Source organism: Streptomyces sp. NPDC020780 (assembly GCF_044334475.1).
GTDB lineage: Bacteria > Actinomycetota > Actinomycetes > Streptomycetales > Streptomycetaceae > Streptomyces.
Genome location: NZ_JBIRTB010000011.1, coordinates 247220 through 264500 on the forward strand (window position 1 = coordinate 247220; position 17281 = coordinate 264500).

10 protein-coding genes are annotated in these 17281 nt (G+C 71.6%); 9 read left to right on the forward strand and 1 reads right to left on the reverse strand.

Annotated features, from left to right (window positions below):
- Nucleotides 1-91: 91 nt before the first annotated feature.
- Complete coding sequence (locus ACH4VO_RS22850) at nucleotides 92-1759, reverse strand: extracellular solute-binding protein (protein WP_360995279.1); 1668 nt, start codon at nucleotides 1757-1759, stop codon at nucleotides 92-94.
- Nucleotides 1760-2151: 392 nt separating this feature from the next.
- Here ACH4VO_RS22850 and ACH4VO_RS22855 point away from each other — a divergent pair, with 392 nt between their 5' ends.
- The 9 genes from ACH4VO_RS22855 (at nucleotide 2152) to ACH4VO_RS22895 (ending at nucleotide 17280) form a co-directional block, all read left to right on the forward strand.
- Nucleotides 2152-5037 carry a glycoside hydrolase family 3 C-terminal domain-containing protein gene (locus ACH4VO_RS22855; protein WP_360995276.1) on the forward strand — a complete coding sequence of 962 codons (2886 nt, stop codon included), beginning with the start codon at nucleotides 2152-2154 and terminating at the stop codon, nucleotides 5035-5037.
- Nucleotides 5034-7301: an alpha-xylosidase gene (yicI, locus tag ACH4VO_RS22860; RefSeq protein ID WP_360995272.1), complete on the forward strand. Its 2268-nt coding sequence runs from the start codon at nucleotides 5034-5036 to the stop codon at nucleotides 7299-7301. The genes ACH4VO_RS22855 and yicI overlap by 4 nt, the downstream gene beginning before the upstream one ends.
- A 535-nt stretch (nucleotides 7302-7836) precedes the next feature.
- Nucleotides 7837-8637 carry an ABC transporter substrate-binding protein gene (locus tag ACH4VO_RS22865; protein ID WP_360995269.1) on the forward strand — a complete coding sequence of 267 codons (801 nt, stop codon included), beginning with the start codon at nucleotides 7837-7839 and terminating at the stop codon, nucleotides 8635-8637.
- A 14-nt stretch (nucleotides 8638-8651) separates the two neighbouring features.
- Nucleotides 8652-9437, forward strand: coding sequence for an amino acid ABC transporter permease (locus ACH4VO_RS22870; protein WP_360995266.1), 786 nt, complete (start codon nucleotides 8652-8654; stop codon nucleotides 9435-9437).
- Between the two features lie 5 nt (nucleotides 9438-9442).
- The gene (locus ACH4VO_RS22875) at nucleotides 9443-10285 is read left to right on the forward strand and encodes an amino acid ABC transporter ATP-binding protein (RefSeq protein ID WP_360995263.1); all 843 of its coding nucleotides are present in this window, start codon (nucleotides 9443-9445) and stop codon (nucleotides 10283-10285) included.
- Between the two features lie 692 nt (nucleotides 10286-10977).
- Nucleotides 10978-12510 carry an aldehyde dehydrogenase family protein gene (locus tag ACH4VO_RS22880; RefSeq protein ID WP_360995260.1) on the forward strand — a complete coding sequence of 511 codons (1533 nt, stop codon included), beginning with the start codon at nucleotides 10978-10980 and terminating at the stop codon, nucleotides 12508-12510.
- A 77-nt stretch (nucleotides 12511-12587) separates the two neighbouring features.
- Nucleotides 12588-14249 (forward strand): GMC oxidoreductase, encoded by a 1662-nt coding sequence (locus ACH4VO_RS22885; protein ID WP_360995257.1) that lies wholly within the window; start codon nucleotides 12588-12590, stop codon nucleotides 14247-14249.
- Nucleotides 14246-15301 (forward strand): glycine betaine/L-proline ABC transporter ATP-binding protein, encoded by a 1056-nt coding sequence (locus ACH4VO_RS22890; protein ID WP_360995254.1) that lies wholly within the window; start codon nucleotides 14246-14248, stop codon nucleotides 15299-15301. Before ACH4VO_RS22885 ends, ACH4VO_RS22890 begins: the two co-directional genes overlap by 4 nt.
- Nucleotides 15298-17280 (forward strand): ABC transporter permease subunit, encoded by a 1983-nt coding sequence (locus ACH4VO_RS22895; RefSeq protein WP_360995251.1) that lies wholly within the window; start codon nucleotides 15298-15300, stop codon nucleotides 17278-17280. Before ACH4VO_RS22890 ends, ACH4VO_RS22895 begins: the two co-directional genes overlap by 4 nt.
- Nucleotide 17281 lies beyond the last annotated feature (1 nt).

A 17281-nucleotide genomic window follows, 5' to 3' on the forward strand; every position in this document is an offset into this window, starting at 1 on the left:
GTGCTCCCCATGTCGTGCTCTCCGCCCCGGCCGCCGGGCTCCTCGCGCCCGGCGGCCTGTGTCGTACGTGTGTCCTGGGTGGCCGTACGCGTCAGACGCCGGAGCCGTTCTTGTCGAGGAGCTCCTGGTACCAGTCGCGGAGCTGGTCGCCGCCGCTGTTCTTCCACGTCGTCACGGCGGCGTCGACGTCGCTGACCTTCTTGCGGCCGCGGCGGATGTCCTTCTGCAGGTCGTCGAACGGCGTGTACAGGGAGGCGTACCGCTGGGGCTCCACGACCTGCATGCCGAAGAACAGCGGCTTCCTGACGTGCGGGGCCTGGCGGGCCATCCAGCCGGCGTAGTCCTTCACCAGCTGCGGCTCGTCGGGGAAGGCGATGGTGTGCGGCGGGGAGGCGATGTAGAGGAGCGTGGCGGGCTGCGCCTCCTCGATGCCCTTCGGGGTGAAGGTCGGCACCCCGCCCTCGACCTTGTAGTGGGCGCCCTGGACGCCGTAGTTCGTCAGCATGAACTCCTCGGTGCCGTACGGGGCCGCGGCGAAGTCGGCGATCCCGAGGAACTCCTCGATCTTCTCCTTGGGCAGGTTCTTGTTGATGAAGGTGAAGATCCCCGCGGGGTCGTCCTGCCACAGGACCGGCTTGCCGCCGTCCGCGGCGAAGAAGTCCAGCGCCTGCATGTCGAACTTCGGGTTGGCGACGGCCTGCTCGGTGACCATGCCCTTCCAGCCGCCGGTGCCGTCGTTGTACATGAGGACGTGGCCGCTGGTGAAGCGGATCTTGGAGTCGGCGTCCTTGTTGGCCTCGGCGTCCGGGTGGATGTACCCGCCCTCGTGCAGCTTGCGGGCGAAGGCCAGGGCCTCGCGGTACTCCTGGGTCTCGATCTTGTGGACGAGCTTGCCGCCCTCCAGCTTCCAGTAGTGCGGGGCGTCGGGCAGCAGGCCGAACACCTTCTGGATGCAGGTCCACAGGTCGTCGAAGGCCCACACCTTGCTCTTGGGGGCGGTGTACTCCTTGCCGAAGGCGAGCAGGTCCTCGGCGCTCGCGGGCAGGGCGCCCGAGCCGATCAGGTCCTTGCGGTAGAAGAAGGCGTTGCCGATGACCGGGTTGGGCATGGGCAGCCCGCGCAGCTTGCCGCCGAAGACGGAGTACTGCCAGGCGCCGGTCGGGATGTTGGCCAGGTTGGGGTACTTCTTGACCGCGTCACCCGCGAGGTAGGGCCCCAGGTCGGCGAACCTGGCCGTGATCGCGTTGCGGATCTGCCCCTGCATGTTCCAGCCGGGGATGGTCATGACGTCCGGGAGGTCGGAGCCGGCCAGAACGGCGCCGATCTTGTCCTGGTAGGTGTTGCCGTCCTGCGGGTCGAAGCTGAGCTTCGCGCCGACTGCCTTGTTCACGGCCGTGTAGTAGGGATTGTCCTTCTTCGGGACGGTGCCCCACAGCGGGGTCATGACCCGGAACGAGGACCCCTTGCCCGGAGCCGACTTCACCGAGGCGACCAGCGGGTCGGGCAGCTTGGTGAACCCGGGGCTCGAGCCGTTGACGCCCGGCACGTCGGGCTGGACCAGATTCGAGGGCACGTAGCTCGGCAGGACCTTCTTGAGTGCCTTGCCCGTCGTCGTACCCTCCTTACCCGCTGAACCGGAACCGCTGCCGCCGCACGCGGCGAGCAGCGGGGCTCCGCCGGCCACGGCCACGGCGGCGAACGCGCCGGAGGCGAGGAAGCTTCTCCGGCTCGGGGCGGCGGAGGAGGAATTCGGCGTCATTGCGTCAACCCTTCGAGGCACACCAGGACGACATGCGGCGAGCGACCGCCGTTCGGCTCCTGTGTCTGAGGTGGGGCGTTACCGTCCGGGCCGGCTGAGAACGACCGGCCGAGATGAAGCGGCTTCCGCTGTCGAAGCGCTTCGATGTTGCAGCGAGATTAAGTGAAGGGTCCCGGACGCACAAGAGTTGGTTTCGAGATTCCTCCGACCTGTTTCCGAACCGTTTCCCGGGCCTGATGCACCCCCTGCGCACGCATGAGGGAGGGAAGCCCTTGACAGCGGGGTGCGAGACGCAGAGCATCGAAGCGCTTCGAAAGATCTTCCCTCCGTGTGCGAGGTCTTCAAGAAGCACCCAGCCCGGAAACCTCCCACCTCTCCAAGGGGACCCGCACGTGACGGACCATCCGCTTCCCTTCCGCGACCCGCAGCTGCCCTTCGACCGGCGCGCCGACGATCTGCTCGGGCGGCTCACGCTCGAGGAGCGGATCGCGATGCTGCACCAGTTCGCACCTCCGGTGGAGCGGCTGGGGCTCGGGGCCTTCCGCACCGGACAGGAGGCCCTGCACGGCGTCGCCTGGATGGGGCCGGCCACCGTCTTCCCGCAGGCCGTCGGTCTCGGCGCCACCTGGAACGACGACCTGGTCCGCAGGGTCGGCGAGGCCGTCGGCGACGAGGTGCGCGCCAAGCGGGCGCAGGACGACCGGGTCGGCCTCAACGTCTGGGCCCCGACGGTGAACCTGCTGCGCCACCCGCTGTGGGGCCGCGGCGAGGAGGGGTACTCCGAGGACCCCGCCCTGACCTCCGCCATCGCCGTCGCCTACACCCGGGGCCTGCGCGGGGACGACCCGCACTACTGGCGCACCGCACCCGTGCTCAAGCACTGGCTCGCGCACAACAACGAGACCGACCGCGACACCGCGTCCTCCTCGGTGCGCCCGCGCGTCCTGCACGAGTACGACCTGCGGGCCTTCCGCGACGCGGTGCGCGCCGGAGCGGTGGCCGGCGTCATGCCCGCCTACAACCTGGTCAACGGCCGCCCCAACCACGTCTCCCCGCTCCTCGGGCAGCAGTTGAGGCAGTGGACCGACCAGCCCCTCGTGGTCTGCTCGGACGCCGGGGCACCGTCCAACCTGGTCGACTCCGAGCACTACTACGACACCCACGAGGAAGCCACGGCCGCTTCCCTCAAGGCAGGCGTCGACAGCTTCACCGACCACGGCACGGACTCCACGGTCATGACCGGACGCATCCGCGACGCACTGGCCCAGGGGCTCATCGACGAGAGCGACATCGACACGGCGGTCCGCCGGCTGCTCACCATGCGCTTCGCGCTCGGGGAGTTCGACCCCGAACTCGACCCGTACGCCCAGGTGGACGAGCTGGACACCGAGGAGCACCGGGCGCTCGCCCTCGAAGCGGCGGAGCAGGCGGTCGTCCTGCTCAAGAACGACGGACTGCTGCCGCTGGAGCCCCGCGAGGGCTGCACCGTCGCCGTGGTCGGGCTGCTCGCCGACGCCTGCAAACTCGACTGGTACAGCGGCACGCTCATGCACCGCTCGACGCCCCTGGACGGGCTGCGCGAGCGGTACGGAGCGGAGAACGTGCTCTTCGCCGAAGGCGCCGACCGGATCCGCCTGAAGTGTGCCGGCGGCTGGCTCCGGGTGCCCGAGGCCGACGGCCCCCGGGACGGGGAGGCGCGAGGCGCCGAAGGCGCCCTCGACCCCGCGCTCCTCGCCGGCCGTACCGACCTGCCCCCGCTGACCTGCGGCGAGGAGGCCACCGAACTGGCCCTCGTCGACTGGGGCGACGGAGTCCTCACCCTGCGCACCGACGAGGGGCTGTACCTCTCCGTCGCCGAGGACGGGTACGTGCGCGCGTCCGCGGAGGAGCCCGGCGGCTGGATCGTCCAGGAGACGTTCCGCCGGGAAGCGGTGGAGGGACACGACGGCGGGCACCGCCTTCTGCACATCGGGACCGGTGGGTACGCCACAGTCGCCGCCGACGGCGTGAAGGTTGCCGTGGACGGGCAGAAGATCTCGGCCGCCGACGCCACGGTCTTCGAGACGGTGACCGTCGAACGCGGCGAGGACGCCGTGGCCCGCGTCGCCGCCGCGGCCGACACCGTCGTCGTGGTCGCCGGGAACGACCCGCACATCAACGGCCGCGAGACGCAGGACCGCACCACCCTCGCCCTCCCGGCCCAGCAGGACCGGCTGTGGCGCGCGGCCCACACCGCCAACCCGCGCACGGTCCTGGCCCTGACCTCCGCCTACCCGTACGCGGTGACCGATGCCGCGGCCGAGCTCCCCGCGCTGCTCTGGACCGCCCACGGCGGCCAGGCGGCCGGCACCGCGCTCGCCCGGGTCCTCGCCGGTGACGTCTCCCCGGCCGGGCGCCTGCCGCAGACCTGGTACGCCGCCGACGCCGACCTGCCCGGCCTGCTCGACTACGACATCATCGGCTCCCGGCAGACCTACCTGTACTTCGACGGCACCCCCCTCTACCCGTTCGGGCACGGCCTCGGGTACGCCGCCTTCGGGTACTCCGCCCTGCGGGCCGAGCGGGAGGGTGACCGGCTGCGGGTGTCGCTCACCGTCACCAACGAGGGCACCGTGGCCTCGGACGAGGTGGCCCAGCTCTACGTCCGGACGGCGGGCGCCCCGGGAGAGGAAGCCCCGCCGGCCGATCTGCCGCTGCGCAAGCTGGTCGGCCACCGCCGGATCCACCTGGCGCCCGGAGCGGCCGAGAGCGTCGCATTCCTCGTACCCGTCGAGGAGCTGGGGCACTGGAGCGTGGTACACGGCCGCTGGACCGTGGAGCCGGGGAGGTACGAGCTGTTGGCAGGTGCCTCCAGCGCCGACATCCGGCTCACCACCACGACCGTCCTCGACGGCGAGGCGTCCGGCCCGCGCCCCGTCCTCGTACACGGCCTGGAGGCCGCCGACTACGACGAGCAGCAGAGCACGCGGATCCTCGACCGCACGAAGACGGACGGGGACACCGTCGCACCCGAGGGCGACGGACCGGGGCACCTCGTCTACCGGGACTGCGACTTCGGTGACGGCACGGCGGGGCTGGTCCTGCTGGCGGCCGGTGAGGGTTCCATCGGGGTACGCGTGGCCGGACAGGTGAGGGAGGTCGTGTTCCCCGCGGCCGGCGGCCCGTACGACTACCACACCTTCGAGGCCGCACTCGACATCAGCGGCGTGCACGAGGTGCGCGTCAGGATCCAGGGCTCCGTACGCCTCGCCCGCATCGACTTCAAGGAGTCCTCATGAAGTTCACCGACGGCTTCTGGCTCATGCGCGAGGGCGTGAGCGCCTCCTACGCCACCGAGATCCGTGACCTGCGGGTGGAGGACGACCGGTTCACCGCCTACGCCGCCGTCAAGCGGGTCGCCCGACGCGGTGACACGCTCAACACCCCGCTGATCACGGTGGAATGCTTCTCCCCCGCCGAGGGCGTCATCGGCGTACGCACCACCCATCACGCCGGAAAGGCGCACCACGGGCCCGACTTCACCCTCCTTCCGGGCGACGGCGACACGCCGCACGCCCGCACCCGCACGGACGGGTCGGTCACGGAGCTCACCAGCGGGCCGCTGACCCTGCGCATGGACGGCGACGGGCCCTGGGGCATGGCCTTCCTCGACGGCGAGGGACGACGGCTGACCGGCGTCGACCCCAAGGGCACCGCCTTCGCCACCACCCCGGACGGCGTCCACCACATGATCGCCCAGCTCCGCCTGGACGTCGGCGAGAACGTCTACGGACTCGGCGAGCGCTTCACCCCGTACGTGAAGAACGGCCAGACCGTCGACATCTGGCAGGCGGACGGCGGCACGAGCAGCGACCAGGCCTACAAGAACATCCCGTTCTACCTGTCCTCACGTGGTTACGGCGTCTTCGTCAACCACCCCGGCAAGGTCTCCTTCGAGATCGGCTCGGAGTCCGTCGGGCAGGTGCAGTTCAGCGTCGAGGACCAGTCGCTGGAGTACTACATCGTCGCCGGGCCCACCCCCAAGGACGTCCTGGCGCGCTACACCGCCCTGACGGGCCGGCCGGCGCTGCCGCCCGCCTGGTCGTTCGGCCTCTGGCTCACCACCTCCTTCTGCACCTCGTACGACGAGGAGACGGTCACCTCCTTCGTCGACGGCGTGGCCGAGCGCGACATCCCGCTCAGCGTCTTCCACTTCGACTGCTTCTGGATGCGCGAGTACCAGTGGTCGGACTTCCTCTGGGATCCCGAGGTCTTCCCCGACCCGGAGGGCATGCTGGCCCGGCTCAAGGCGCGCGGCTTGCGCATCAGCATGTGGATCAACCCGTACATCGCGCAGAAGTCCGCACTGTTCGCCGAGGGGGCCGAACACGGCTATCTGGTACGGCGGGCGAACGGAGACATCTGGCAGTGGGACCTCTGGCAGCCGGGTATGGCCCTGGTCGACTTCACGAATCCCGCAGCCCGCGCGTGGTACGACAGCAAACTGCGCGCGCTGCTCGACCAGGGGGTCGACTGCTTCAAGACCGACTTCGGCGAGCGCGTCCCGACCGATGTGGTCTGGCACGACGGCTCCGACCCCGAGCGGATGCACAACTACTACGCCCAGATCTACAACCGCACCGTCTTCGAACTCCTGGAGAAGGAGCGCGGGGCGGGCGAGGCGGTGCTTTTCGCCCGGTCTGCCACGGTGGGCGGGCAGCAGTTCCCCGTGCACTGGGGCGGCGACTGCTTCGCCTCCTTCACGGCGATGGCCGAGTCGCTGCGCGGCGGCCTCTCGCTCTCGCTGTCCGGGTTCGGGTTCTGGAGCCACGACATCGGCGGCTTCGAGGGCACCCCCGACCCGGCCGTCTTCAAGCGCTGGCTCGCCTTCGGCCTGCTCTCCTCGCACAGCCGGCTGCACGGCAACGTCTCCTACCGGGTGCCGTGGGCCTTCGGCGAGGAAGCCGTCGACGTGGCACGGAAGTTCACCCTGCTCAAGCACCGGCTCATGCCCTACCTCTACGGGGTGGCGGCCGAGGCACACCGCACGGGCATCCCGATGATGCGCCCCATGCTGATGGAGTTCCCGGGCGACCCGGCCACCCGGACCCTGGACCGGCAGTACATGCTCGGCCCGGACCTGCTGGTCGCCCCGGTCTTCACGGAGGACGGCCAGGTCGAGTACTACGTTCCCGAGGGCACCTGGACCTCGCTGCTCACCGGTGAGCGGATCACCGGTCCCGCGTGGCGGCACGAGACCCACGGTTTCGACAGCCTGCCCCTGCTCGCCAGGGACGGCGCCGTACTCCCGTGGGGCGCCGACGACCAGCGCCCCGACGGCGACTGGCTCGACGGCCTCACCCTGCGGATCTTCGGCTCGGGGCCCGACGAGCGCACGGTCACCGTGCCGGACCTGACCGGCGGCCCGGCCGCCTCCTTCCACGTCGTACGGGACGGTGAGGGCACGCACGTCACGGCCCGGGGGGCGGACCGCCCGTACCGCGTGACGCTGGAGGAGTCCGGGGCCGCGGGGGAGGGGACCGGGGTGGTCTCCCTCGGCTGACCGCCCGTCCGAGCGCGGCGGGAAAGATGCCGCAGAGGGCCGGTGCGCACCCGCGGAGTGCCCCGGGCCTCGTGCCCGGACGCGGCCGGGCGCTCGGCCGGCGTGCTCGGACGCGGCGGGGCATGGTGCGTGAGTCCCGTCCGCCCGGCGGCGACACGGCACGCACACGCGCCGTGTCGCCGGGTCGCCCTGGTATGTGCAGTATCGGGGCGGCCCTCCGCCGCGTGAGCGCACGCACCGGACGTCGGCGGGCCTGCCCCGCGGGCGGACGACGCTCCTGTCGGAACGCGCCCTCCGGCACACCGGGACGGCCCCGGCCGTCCGGAATGACCCCGCGGGTGGCCGGCCACGTGCTGTCCGGCCCCGGAACTCGAGATCCTCGCCGCGCTCACGCGCGTCCGGCGCGTTCCCGCGTCCGAGCCTCCCGAGCGGCACGGAACCGGACCGACAGGCGACATCCGGCCCATCCGATGGCAAGATCAATCCAACTCACTGCCGAAGTGGGGTCGTTGACCGGCCGAACTCTGGAGACGTCGTGTCCGCTCGTTCCACCCTGCCTGTGATAGCCACGGCCACCCTCACCGCCGTCGCCGTGCTCACGGGCTGTACCAGCACCAAGCCCTCCGCGTCGGACGGAACGGGACTGGAGCTGGTGAAGTCCGGCAAGCTCACCACCTGCACCCACCTGCCGTACGAACCCTTCCAGGTCCGCAAGGGCGACGCCGTCGTCGGCTTCGACGTGGACCTGGTGGATCTGGTCGCCAAGAAGCTCGAGGTCACCCAGGAGATCGTGGACACGCCCTTCGAGGGCATCCAGAGCGGCGAGGACCTCAACGCCCGCAAGTGCGATCTGGCCGCAGCGGGCATGACGATCACCCCGGTGCGCGCGAAGAACCTGGACTTCTCCGTCGGCTACTTCGACGCCACCCAGGCCCTGATCGCCAAGAAGGGTTCCTCCTTCACCTCGCTGGCGAGCCTCAAGGGGAAGAAGCTCGGGGTCCAGCAGGGCACCACCGGAGAGACGTACGCGCAGAAGAACGCCCAGGGCGTGACGACCGTGCAGTTCGAGGACCTGGCTCTGCTGCTCACAGCCGTGAAGACCGGACAGGTGGACGCCGCGGTGAACGACAACGGCGTGCTCTTCGAATACGTGCGGAAGAACCCGGACACCCAGGTCACCGCCGAGTTCGACACGGGGGAGGAGTACGGGATCGGGGTGCGTACCGGTAACGACGCCCTGCGCAAGGAGATCGACGCGGTGATCACCGGCGCGAAATCCGACGGCAGTTATGACCGGATCTACAAGAAGTGGTTCCCCGCCGCTCCCGAGAAGTGAGGAAACCGCTACCGATGTCCCTATCCCGCAGGCAGCGGACCCGTGCCGTCCGGGGCGTCCAGTACGCCGTCCTCGCCGCCGTACTGCTCGTACTCGCCCTGGCCGCCGACTGGGGCGAGATCCGGCGGGCGTTCTTCGACGCCGATGTCGCCAGGGCGCAGTTCCCCGACATCATCACCACCGCCCTGCTCAACACCGTCGTCTACACCCTGCTCGGCTTCGGGTTCGGGCTGGCCGCGGGGCTTCTGCTCGCACTGATGAGGCTGTCGCGCGTCCTGCCGTACCGCTGGCTGGCCATCGCCTACATCGAGTTCTTCCGCGGCGTTCCCGCCCTGCTGGTGTTCATCGCCCTCGGCTTCGGCGTACCGCTCGCCTTCCAGGTGGCGCTCAACCAGTACGTGACCGTGATGCTGGCACTCGGCCTCGTCGGTGCGGCCTATATGGCGGAGACGATACGGGCGGGGATCCAGGCGGTCCCGAAGGGGCAGATGGAGGCGGCGCGTTCGCTGGGGATGTCGCAGGCCCGGGCCATGGTGTCCATCATCGTCCCGCAGGCTCTGCGTATCGTCCTGCCGCCGCTCACCAACGAACTGATCCTGCTGACCAAGGACTCGTCCCTGGTGTACCTGCTGGGCCTGTCGCTTTCCCAGTACGAGTTGGCCAAGTTCGGCCGGGACGCCCTGAACCAGAATCGCAGCCTGACACCGATCCTCATCGCCGGCCTGTGCTACCTGATCATCACTCTGCCGCTCGGTCACCTGGTCCGGCGGCTCGAAGCGCGAACGGCGAAGGCGAGGTGACCGCGGTGAAGTCGGTTTCGGTGGGAGACGGCTCGGCGGGGGAGGGCGGGCCTGCGATCGACGTGCGGGGGCTGCGCAAGTCGTTCGGAGCCCTGGAGGTGCTGGCGGGCATCGACTTCTCGGTCGACCGCGGCGAGGTGGTGTGTGTCATCGGCCCGTCCGGTTCGGGCAAGTCCACGCTGCTGCGGTGCGTGAACCTGCTGGAGGAGCCCACGTCGGGGACGGTCACGGTGGCCGGAACCGAAGTGACCGACCCGGAGGTGGACATCGACCGGATACGCCGGCGCATCGGCATGGTCTTCCAGTCGTTCAACCTGTTCCCGCACCTCACGGTGCTGGAGAACCTGACGCTCCCCCAGCGGCGCGTGCTCGGGCGCGACAAGGCGGAGGCGGCGCGGGTCGCTCGCGAACGGCTGGCCCGGGTGGGCCTGACCGACAAGGAGTCCGCCTACCCGGCGCAGTTGTCCGGCGGCCAGCAGCAGCGGGTGGCCATCGCGCGGGCTCTGGCCATGGACCCGGAACTGATGCTCTTCGACGAGCCCACCTCCGCGCTCGACCCGGAACTGGTGGGGGACGTCCTGGCCGTGATGCGCTCACTGGCGGACGAGGGGATGACGATGCTCGTCGTCACCCATGAGATGAGCTTCGCCAAGGAGGTCGCGGACCGCGTCGTCTTCATGGACGGCGGGGTCATCGTGGAGGAGGGGACCCCGGAGCGGGTGATCGGCGCTCCCCGCCACGCCCGCACCCGGTCCTTCCTCGCCCGCCTGCTGACCCCGGCCACCGCGGACCTGACCGGGGCGGCCGCGGCCCCGCACGGGACGGGGGAGCGGCCGGACCCGGCGTAGCCGTGCCGGCGGGGTGAACGGGTGACGCGCAGCCGGATAGCCTTGTCGGCCCGCCCCTGGTCCGTGCGCCCTGCCAGCGCCGAGCGCTCCGCCGCCCGTCCCCGGGTGGGTGGTCGTCCCGCTCCCCTCGACGGCGGGGGGAGCGGCGTGGTCCCGCAGGACGGGGCGCCGGGCCGCCCGGCTGCGTACGGGAGCTGGCACGGTGCCTGCGGCGCGTACGGGAGGACGTCCCGCCGCCGGGGTGCACCGGGGGCGGGACCTCGCCGTTCGTGCGAGGCCGGCTTCGCACGGTGCCCGCCGTGACGGCTGCCGCCCGGCCAAGGGCAGCCACGGACAGGAGGGGCCCCGGACCCCGTCGTACCCGTGTTCCCTCCGCCGTCGCCGATCGCCCGGCCCGAGCCCGCCGTGCCGTCCGCGTAGCCGTGTCCGCCCCGGACCGGCCCTGGCCACACGCAGCGTGCGGGTGTTCCCGCAGGTCACAAACCGACCGATACGGCAACTCTCCGTGACGTTGCGCCCCCCCGGCGACCTTGCCTCCCACGTGAGTCACGTCACCCAGAGTGAATTCCTCGGCATACTTCCGGCCGGAACGGAAAGGCACCAAGACCGCTGGTGCCGCATCCCGGGCCACCGGCACCAGGTGCTCGGCAGGACCGGTGCGGAGCAAACAGGCACGGAAGGCAGCTCACCCCATGTCGGCTCCCCCCTCGTCGGACCGTCCCACGGCCGCCCTGGAGACCCTCCACATCGACGGCACATGGCGGGCCGCCGCAACAGGCGCGACCCGCGAGATCCTCGACCCCGCGGACGCCACCGTCCTCGCCCTCGTCTCCGAAGGCGGCGTCGAGGACACCGACGCGGCCGTGGCAGCCGCCCGCCGCGCCTTCGACGACGGCCCCTGGCCGCACCGGTCCGTCGCCGAGCGCGCAGGCCTCCTGCGCAGGGTCGCGGACCTGCTCCAGCGGGACCGCGAGGAGATCGCGATCACCGAGAGCCGCGACACCGGCAAGACCCTGGAGGAGGGCCGCGTCGACGTCGACGACGTGACCAGCGCCTTCCGCTACTTCGCCGACCTCGTGATGAACGAGAGCGGCGGCCGGGTCGTCGACGCCGGCGACCCCGACGTGCACAGCATCGTCGTCCACGAGCCGGTGGGCGTCTGCGCCCTCATCGCCCCGTGGAACTACCCGCTGCTCCAGGCGAGCTGGAAGATAGCCCCGGCGCTCGCCGCGGGCAACACCTTCGTGCTCAAGCCCAGCGAGGTCACCCCGCTCTCCACCGTGCACCTGGTCCGGCTGCTCGCCGAGGCGGGCCTGCCCGACGGCGCCGCCAACCTCGTCACCGGCGCTGGGGAACCCGTCGGCGCCCGGCTCTCCGAACACCCCGACGTCGACCTGGTCTCCTTCACGGGCGGCCTCGCCAGCGGCACGAAGGTGGCCAGGGCCGCCGCCCCCACCGTCAAGAAGGTCGCCCTCGAGCTCGGAGGGAAGAACCCCAACGTCGTCTTCGCCGACGCGTGCGCCACCGAGGAGGGCTTCGACACCGCGGTCGACCAGGCGCTCAACGCCGCGTTCTTCCACAGTGGCCAGGTGTGCTCCGCCGGGTCCAGGCTCATCATCGAGGAGTCCGTCAGCGAACGCTTCGTCACCGAACTGGCCCGCCGCGCCGATGCCGTCCGGCTCGGCCGCGGCACCGTCGACGGAGTCGAATGCGGCCCGTTGGTCTCCGCCCAGCAGCTCGCCAAGGTCGAGGCCTACGTCGCCTCCGCCCGCGAGGAGGGCGCGGTCGTCCGCTCGGGCGGAGCCCGCCCCGAGCCCTCGGACATCCGCCCCGCGAGCGGCTACTTCTACCGGCCCACCGTCCTGGACGGATGCCACCGGGAGATGAGGGTGGTCCGCGAGGAGACCTTCGGCCCGATCCTCACCGTCGAGACCTTCCGTACCGAGGAAGAGGCCGTCACACTCGCCAACGACACCGACTACGGTCTCGCGGGCGCCGTGTGGACCGCTGACGCGGGCCGCGCCCGGCGCGTCGCGGGACGGCTGCGGCACGGCACCGTCTGGATCAACGACTACCACCCCTACCTCCCGCAGGCGGAGTGGGGCGGCTTCGGCAAGTCCGGGACCGGACGCGAGCTCGGCCCCACCGGGCTCGCCGAGTACCGCGAGGCCAAACACATCTACCAGAACCTCAACCCGCGCCCCCAGCGCTGGTTCGCCGGCTGACGGAAGCGGCCGCGCCCCGCCCCACCTGTTCGCAGCGCCACGCACGCGCAAGCACCTTGCAGAAGGAGCAGTGACCGATGCCCCCGCCCCCCAGCACCGCACGCCCCGGACCCGCCGCACGCACCGCGCCCGCCGACTACGTGATCGTGGGCGGCGGCACCGCCGGCTCGGTCATCGCCTCCCGCCTCACCGAGGACCCCGACGTCACCGTCACCCTCGTCGAGGGCGGTCCCACCGACATCGACCGCGACGACGTGCTCACCCTGCGCCGCTGGCTCGGGCTCCTCGGCGGCGACCTGGACTACGACTACCCGACCACCGAACAGCCGCGCGGCAACTCCCACATCCGGCACAGCCGCGCCCGGGTCCTGGGCGGCTGCTCCTCGCACAACACGCTGATCAGCTTCAAGCCGCTGCCCGGCGACTGGGACGAATGGGCCGAGGCGGGCGCCGAGGGCTGGGACGCGGCCGCGATGGACCCGTACTTCGCCCGGCTCCGCAACCACATCGTGCCGGTCGACGAGAAGGACCGGAACGCCATCGCACGCGACTTCGTCGACGCCGCGCAGACGGCCGCCGGGGTACCCCGCGTGGAAAGCTTCAACAGGAAGCCCTTCCACGAGGGCGCCGGCTTCTTCGACCTGGCCTACCACCCCGAGAACAACAAGCGCTCCTCCGCGTCCGTCGCCTACCTCCACCCGCACATTGAGGCCGGGGACCGCCCCAACCTGTCGATCCTGCTGGAGACATGGGCGTACAGGCTGGAGTTCGAGGGCAACCGGGCCACCGGCGTCCACGTGCGGACCGGGGACGGCGAGGAAGTGCTGCTGCGCGCCGCCCGTGAGGTCATCGTCTGCGCCGGCGCCGTGGACACCCCGCGGCTGCTGCTGCACTCCGGGGTCGGACCGGCCGGGGACCTCACGGCACTCGGCATCCCCGTCGTCCACGACCTGCCCGGCGTCGGCGAGAACCTCCTCGACCACCCCGAGTCGGTCATCGTCTGGGAGACCGACGGGCCCATCCCGGAGAACTCGGCGATGGACTCCGACGCGGGCCTGTTCGTACGTCGCGACCCCGCATCCCGGGGCCCCGACCTGATGTTCCACTTCTACCAGATCCCCTTCACCGACAACCCCGAGCGCCTCGGCTACGAGAAGCCCGAGCACGGGGTGTCGATGACCCCGAACATCCCCAAGCCGCGCAGCCGCGGCCGGCTCTACCTCACCAGCGCCGACCCCGAGGCCAAACCCGCCCTGGACTTCCGCTACTTCACGGACGAGGACGACTACGACGGCCGTACCCTGGTCGACGGCATCAAGCTGGCCCGCGAGATAGCGAGGACCGAGCCGCTGGCCCACTGGCTGCGCCGCGAGGTGTGCCCCGGACCCGAAGTCACCTCGGACGAGGACATCAGCGAGTACGCCCGCAAGGTCGCGCACACCGTCTACCACCCGGCCGGCACCTGCCGGATCGGCGCCCCCGGGGACCCGGAAGCCGTCGTCGACCCGCAGCTGCGCGTCCAGGGCCTGGAAGGGCTGCGGATCGCCGACGCCTCCGTCTTCCCGACCATGCCCGCGGTGAACCCCATGATCACCGTCCTGACGGTCGGCGAGAAGTGCGCCGAACTGCTCCGCACCACCCCGGCCACCGGGGGCGACGTGCCGCTCGGGACCACCCCGGCCACCACCGGCGACGTGCCGCTCGCGGCCGCCCCCACCCCGGAAGGCGACGTCCGATGAGCGACACCACCGCCCCCGTCTTCTCCGTACGCAACCTCTGGAAGGTCTTCGGCCCCAAGGCCGCCCGCATCCCCGGTGGTGAACACGCGGACCTGCCCCCGGCCGAACTGCGCCAGCGCACCGGCTGCACCGCCGCCGTACGCGACGTCTCCTTCGACGTCCACAAGGGCGAGGTCTTCGTCGTCATGGGGCTCTCCGGCTCCGGCAAGTCCACCCTCGTACGCTGTCTCACCCGGCTCGTCGAACCCACCAGCGGCACGCTCGCCATCGACGGCGAGGACGTCCTGGCCATGGACCGCACCCGGCTGCGCGAACTGCGCCGCCACCGGGCCGCGATGGTCTTCCAGCACTTCGGGCTGCTGCCGCACCGCACCGTCCTGGACAACGTCGCCTACGGCCTGGAGATCCAGGGCCTCGGCAGGACCGAACGGCGCGCCAGGGCGGCCGAACTGGTCGGCAAGGTCGGCCTGTCGGGGCTGGAGGGCCGCCGCCCCTCCCAGCTGTCCGGCGGCCAGCAGCAGCGCGTCGGCCTGGCCCGGGCGCTCGCCGTCGACCCGTCCGTCCTCCTCTTCGACGAGCCGTTCAGCGCGCTCGACCCGCTGATCCGCCGTGAGATGCAGGACGAGGTCGTCCGGCTGCACCGTGAGGAAGGCCGGACCATGGTCTTCATCACCCACGACCTGAGCGAGGCACTGCGCCTGGGCACCCGCATCGCCCTCATGCGCGACGGTGGGATCGTCCAACTCGGCACGCCCGAGGAGATCGTCGGCTCGCCCGCCGACGACTACGTACGCGAGTTCGTCCGGGACGTCCCCCGCGAACAGGTCCTCAGCGTCGCCACCGCCATGCGCCCCCCGGCCGCGGGGGAGAGCGGACAGGGCCCCGCGCTGCGCCCCGGGGCCACCGTCTCCGAGGCCATCGAGGCCCTTGCCCGGTCCGGCGAACCCGCCGCCCGCGTGACGGAGGACGGGAGGCTGGTCGGGATCGTCGACCACGCGTGCCTGCTCGACGTGGTCGCCGGCACGGGCCCCCGTGAGGTGACCGCCGGATGACCGCCGCTCATGCCCCCGCCCGGACCGCCGCCGGACCCCCGAGCCGCGGGCCGCTCGCCGCGCTGCGCGGCCGGCCCGCCCTCGGCAAGGTGCTTCTGCTGCTGGTGACCGCCGCCGTGGCCGTGCCCCTCGTCCAGGCCCGCTGGGGCGGCGGCACATGGCCCGGCGCGCTGACCGTCGACCTCACCGGACCCCTCGGCGAGGTCAACGACTGGATCATCGCCAACCGCGACAGCCACCCCCTCTTCCTGTACTTCTTCGGCCACATCAGCAACGCCGTCGTCCTGTCGGTACGCGGCGTCTACCTGGCGCTGCTGGCCCTCGGCTGGGCCGGGGTCACCGCCGTCGCCGCGCTCGTCGCCTGGCGGACGGCCGGAGTTCGCCTGGCCCTGACGGCCGGCGCCTCCTTCCTCGTGTGCGGGCTGCTCGGCATGTGGGTGCCGACCATGCAGACCCTCGCCCTGATGACCGTGGCCGTCCTCGCCTCCGTGGTCCTCGGCATGCTCCTCGGGCTCGCGGCCGGGCTCTCGGACCGTACGTTCCGCCTGTTGCGGCCCGTACTCGACACCATGCAGGTGCTGCCCGCCTTCGCCTACCTGCTGCCCGTCGTCCTCGTCTTCGGCATCGGCGTCCCCGGCGCGGTCCTCGCCACCGTCGTCTACGCGGCTCCGCCGATGGCCCGGCTCACCGCCCTCGGCCTGCGCGGCGCCGACCCCGGCGTCATGGAGGCCGTGGCCTCCCTCGGCGCGACCGGCAGGCAGCGCCTGCTGACCGCCCGGCTCCCGCTGGCCCGCAAGGAACTGCTCCTCGGCCTCAACCAGACCATCATGATGGCGCTGTCCATGGCCGTCATCGCCTCCGTCATCGGGGCCGGAGGTCTCGGTGACCGCGTCTACCAGGCGCTGTCCTCGGTCGACGTCGGCGCCGCCCTCGCGGCGGGCATCCCGATCGTGCTGCTGGCCGTCGTCCTGGACCGTACGACCGAGGCGGCGGGCCGGACGATCGGCACGGAACCGACCGGGCCCGCGGCCCTGCGCGGCGTACGCGGCTGGGGAGTCGCCGCGCTGATCGCCGCGGCCGTCGCCGTCGTCGGACGGTTCGCCGGCGGCCGCGTCTGGCCGGAGGACGGGATCGTGGCCATCGCGGGCCCGGTCAACACCGCCAAGGACTGGATGGTCGACCACCTCTACACCGGTGTCCCCGTCATCGGCGGAACCGCCGACTGGGCAGCACACTTCACCGACTGGATCCTCAATCCGCTGCGCAGCGGACTGCAAGGACTGCCCTGGTGGTCCGTCCTCCTCGTCGTGGCCGCCCTCGCCTGGCCCATCGGCACCTGGCGCACCGCGCTCACCGCCGTACTGGCCATGGCCGCCATCGGGGTCCTCGGCGTCTGGGACCGCTCGATGGACACGCTGAGCCAGGTCATCGCCGCCGTGGCCGTCACCCTGGTCCTCGGCTTCGCCCTCGCGATCGGCGCCGCCCGCAGCACCCGCCTCGAACGGTTGCTGCGCCCTGTCCTGGACGTCTTCCAGACCCTGCCGCAGTTCGTCTACCTCATCCCCGTCGTCGCCCTCTTCGGTGTCGGCCGCGCCCCCGCCGCCGCCGCGGCGGTCGTCTACGCGCTGCCCGCCGTCGTCCGCATCACCACCCAGGGGCTGCGGGGCGTGGACCCCGCCGCGATGGAGTGCGCCCGCTCGCTGGGCGCCACCGGCGCCCAGCAGTTGCGCCAGGTGCAACTCCCGCTGGCCAGGCCCGCGCTGCTCCTCGCCGTCAATCAGGGCGTCGTCCTGGTCCTCGCGGTCGTCATCATCGGCGGCCTCGTCGGCTCCGGGGCGCTGGGCTACGACGTCGTGTTCGGCCTCGCCCAGGGCGACCTCGCCACCGGCCTCGTCGCGGGAGCCGCCATCGTCTGCCTCGGCCTGATGCTGGACCGGGTCACCCAGCCCACCGCCCGCCGTACGCCGAAGGAGAGCTGAC

Excerpts from the sequence above, each read along its gene's own strand:
- yicI (WP_360995272.1), top strand. The coding sequence starts at position 5,034 with ATGAAGTTCACCGACGGCTTCTGGCTCATGCGCGAGGGCGTGAGCGCC.
- ACH4VO_RS22850 (WP_360995279.1), bottom strand. The coding sequence starts at position 1,759 with ATGACGCCGAATTCCTCCTCCGCCGCCCCGAGCCGGAGAAGCTTCCTC.
- ACH4VO_RS22890 (WP_360995254.1), top strand. The coding sequence starts at position 14,246 with ATGAGCGACACCACCGCCCCCGTCTTCTCCGTACGCAACCTCTGGAAG.
- ACH4VO_RS22880 (WP_360995260.1), top strand. The coding sequence starts at position 10,978 with ATGTCGGCTCCCCCCTCGTCGGACCGTCCCACGGCCGCCCTGGAGACC.
- ACH4VO_RS22870 (WP_360995266.1), top strand. The coding sequence starts at position 8,652 with ATGTCCCTATCCCGCAGGCAGCGGACCCGTGCCGTCCGGGGCGTCCAG.
- ACH4VO_RS22885 (WP_360995257.1), top strand. The coding sequence starts at position 12,588 with ATGCCCCCGCCCCCCAGCACCGCACGCCCCGGACCCGCCGCACGCACC.
- ACH4VO_RS22895 (WP_360995251.1), top strand. The coding sequence starts at position 15,298 with ATGACCGCCGCTCATGCCCCCGCCCGGACCGCCGCCGGACCCCCGAGC.